The sequence below is a fragment of the Streptomyces sp. NH27 genome (assembly GCF_056859195.1).
On the sequence record NZ_JACEGK010000710.1, the window covers coordinates 1 to 3,098 of the forward strand.

General features: G+C 68.6%; 1 protein-coding gene. It reads left to right on the plus strand.

Annotated elements, in window-relative coordinates; translation table 11 throughout:
• Positions 1–230: 230 nt before the first annotated feature.
• Entirely contained in the window at positions 231–3,005 is a 2,775-nt protein-coding gene (locus AC13HU_RS34770; protein ID WP_483045987.1) for a penicillin acylase family protein, read from the plus strand.
• Positions 3,006–3,098: the final 93 nt, after the last annotated feature.

Here is a 3,098-nt window from a genome sequence, read left to right on the forward strand (position 1 = left end):
GAGTTGAGCTGAGGTGGTGTCGGGCGGGGGTGCGTCAAGTTGAGTTGAGGCGGGTTGAGTTGAGGTGGTGTCGGGTCGAGTGGGTCGAGGGGCGAGGGTGATGTGTGGGGCTATCGTCACCTTCGCGGTATGTGGGGCTCCGGAGAAATGAAAAGCTGACGTATGTTCATCTTCCGGGGGATGGCGTACCGGCGGTAACCTCCGCGCACCGGTACCCGGAAGGAGCAGATATGCCGCTACGGACCCCACGACGGATCGGCACGCGGATTGGCAGGCGGATCGGCACTTTGAGAACCGCGGCCGCCGCCGCGCTGCTGGCCCTCGGCGCCACATTGATGGCGCCGGGCGCGATGGCTGCGCACGCCGCTGACCCCACCACCGACTATTGCGGAGGCCAGTGCTCGGACATCCTGCCACCCGGCGAGAACGGCAACGCCACGCTCGCCGACATCCTCGCCAACAAGGCGCTCGGCACACGCCCCGCGCACACGATGGACCAGCTCGGGCCGTACTCGTCGCTCGCGACCGGGTATCAGGGCCTGACGGATGCGAATTTGAGCAACTTCTTCAACTCGTCGTCCTTCGGGGTGCCTTCGGACCAGGTGGCCTCCGTGATCAGCCCGCGTTCGGACGTCACGATCACCCGGGACAAGGCGACCGGGGTGCCGCACATCAAGGGCACGACGCGGGACGGCACCGAGTTCGGCGCGGGGTATGCCGCCGCGCAGGACCGGTTGTGGCTGATGGACCTGTTCCGGCATGTCGGGCGGGGGGAGTTGTCGTCGTTCGCGGGCGGTGCGGCGGCGAACCGCGGCCTTGAGCAGGAGTTCTGGCAGCAGGCCCCGTACACCGAGGACGACCTGCAGGCGCAAGTCGACTGGCTGAGCAACAACAGCGGGGCGCGCGGGAAGCAGGCGCTGGCCGACGCGCAGGACTACATCGACGGCATCAACTCGTACATCACGGCGGCGAAGAACGGCCGCTACTTCCCGGGGGAGTACGACCTGACCGGGCACGTGGACCCGATCACGAACGCGGGTGACATCGAGCCGTTCAAGCTGACCGACCTGATCGCGCTCGCGTCCGTGGTGGGTGCGCTGTTCGGCACCGGCGGCGGCGGGGAGGTGCAGTCGGCGCTGTCGCTGCTGGCTGCGCAGCAGAAGTACGGTGTGCAGGACGGCACAAATGTGTGGGAGTCGTTCCGGGAGCGGGACGACCCGGAGGCGACCGCGACCGTGCACGACGGCAGTTCGTTCCCGTACGCGGGCAAGCCGGCGGACCCGCATGGCGAGGCGCTGCCCGACCCGGGTTCGGTGGTGCCGGAGCCACTGGTCTACGACGCGACCGGCGGAGCGACGCAGAGCACCACGAAGAGCCCGGGGGTGCTGCCCTCGAACCTGTTCTCGAACCCGCGCAAGGGCATGTCCAACGCTCTGGTGGTGAGCGGCGCGCACACCGCGAGCGGCCATCCGGTCGCCGTCTTCGGCCCGCAGACCGGCTACTTCGCCCCGCAGTTGCTGATGCTCCAGGAACTTCAGGGACCGGGGATCAGTGCGCGTGGCGCGTCGTTCGCGGGGCTGGGCATGTATGTGGAACTGGGCCGCGGCCAGGACTACGCGTGGAGCGCCACTTCCGCCTCGCAGGATGTGACCGACACCTACGCGGTGCAGCTCTGCCAGGACGACACGCACTACATTCTGCATGGCCAGTGCGTGGCCATGGAGAAGCTGGAGCGCACCAATTCCTGGACGCCGACGCTGGCGGACTCCACGCCCGCCGGGTCGTACCGGATGCAGGTGTGGCGTACGGCGTACGGGCCGGTGATCTACCGGGCCACGATCGACGGGAAGCCGGTCGCGTATACGCAGTTGCGCAGTTCGTATATGCATGAGGCCGACTCGATCATCGGGTTCCAGGAGCTGAACGATCCGGGGTTCGTGCATGACGCGGCGTCGTTCCAGAAGGCGGCGCAGGACATCAACTACACCTTCAACTGGTTCTACGCGGACTCCCGGCAGACCGCGTACTACAACAGCGGCACCAACCCGGTGCGGGCGGCCGGGGTGGACGCGTCGTTCCCGGTGTGGGGGACCGGCCCGTACGACTGGCAGGGCTGGGACCCGACCCACAACACCGCCGACTACACGCCGCCTTCGCAGCATCCGCAGTCCATCGACCAGGACTACTACGTCAGTTGGAACAACAAGCAGGCCCCGGGCTATACCTCGGCGTCCTTCGGCAACGGCTCGGTGCATCGGGCCGATCTGCTCAACGACCGGGTCAAGGCGCTGGTGCAGGCCGGCGGCGTGACCAGGGCCTCGCTCGTCAAGGCGATGGCGGATGCGTCGCTGACCGACCTGCGGGGTGAGGACGTGCTGCCCGATCTGCTCCAGGTGATCAACAGCTCGCCGGTGACCGACAGCCAGGAGGCCGCCGCCGTACAGCAGTTGACCGCGTGGGGTGCGGCGGGTGCCAAGCGCACCGAGACCTCGGCGGGTTCGCACACGTACGCCAATGCGGACGCGGTGCGGACCATGGACGCGTGGTGGCCGCTGCTGATCCAGGGCGAGTTCCAGCCCGGGCTCGGCACCGACCTGTACAACGCGCTGGCGACGAACCTGACCATCGACGAGTCGCCGTCGGCCGGTCACGGTCCGACCGGCTCGCACGCGGGCAGTTCGTTCCAGTACGGCTGGTGGTCGTACGCCGACAAGGATCTGCGCAAGGTGCTCGGCCAGAGCGTGCAGGGTCCGCTGGCGCACACCTACTGCGGCGGCGGCCAACTCGCGGCGTGCCGGGACATGCTGCTGTCCACCCTGAAGCAGGCGGCCGCCACCCCGGCGACCACCGTCTACCCGGGCGACGACGGCGGCTGTTCGGCCGGCGACCAGTGGTGCGCCGACTCGATCGTGCAACGGCCGCTCGGCGGCGTCACGGACGACCGGATCAGCTGGCAGAACCGGCCGACCTACCAGCAGGTGGTGGAGTTCCCCTCGCACCGCTGACACCACTGAAATCGCTCAGGCCGCCGAAACCGGCTGGACCGGAGGGTGGCACGGAGCCGCACGGCAGTGGGGGCCGGGTCCCGACCAGGGGCC

Excerpts from the sequence above, each read along its gene's own strand:
- AC13HU_RS34770 (WP_483045987.1), top strand. The coding sequence starts at position 231 with ATGCCGCTACGGACCCCACGACGGATCGGCACGCGGATTGGCAGGCGG.